Annotated in this window: 1 protein-coding gene; it reads right to left on the reverse strand. The window is 37.3% G+C overall.

Going from position 1 to position 466, the window contains the following annotated elements:
• Positions 1-31 precede the first annotated feature (31 nt).
• A partial coding sequence (locus tag ACQRBJ_RS16235) for a hypothetical protein (protein WP_445304262.1) occupies positions 32-466 on the reverse strand: 435 nt, incomplete at its 5' end.

Genomic DNA, 466 nt, shown 5'->3' on the forward strand with positions numbered 1-466 from the left:
GGGGGTAAGTTGAGTCTTATTCATTTTTGTTTTATTTCAATCCGAACAATACTTTAGTAAAGTGAGTTTTGTTTAATACATATCGATGTAAGATTATAGGACAAGCAACACCACAACCAACAACAACAGAAGCATTGATGATAAACAGTACATCATTTCCATCCGTAAAGAATGGGATTTTATGTACTACAGCCTTTACAAAACCTTCAAAAGTAGTATGGAAAAGGTAGATGATATAGCTAGAAGAGGCTACAACCATCAACCATTCGTTACTTTTGTGATTCCATTTTTCCATGAGAGAAGCAAGAGTCATTATTGCAGCGATTCCAAGATAAGGCAGTAACATGGAGATTTGCCCCCCATCAGACCGTCCGAAAACCTTGATTTTCTGCTTTTTATCACTGTTTTGAGGGCATATAAAGCCCTCTAAGCTAGTCTGGGGACCAGCTCTAAAATTTCGATTTCC

It is taken from the genome of Prevotella sp. SGI.167 (assembly GCF_050313615.1).
Classification (GTDB): Bacteria; Bacteroidota; Bacteroidia; order Bacteroidales; family Bacteroidaceae; genus Prevotella.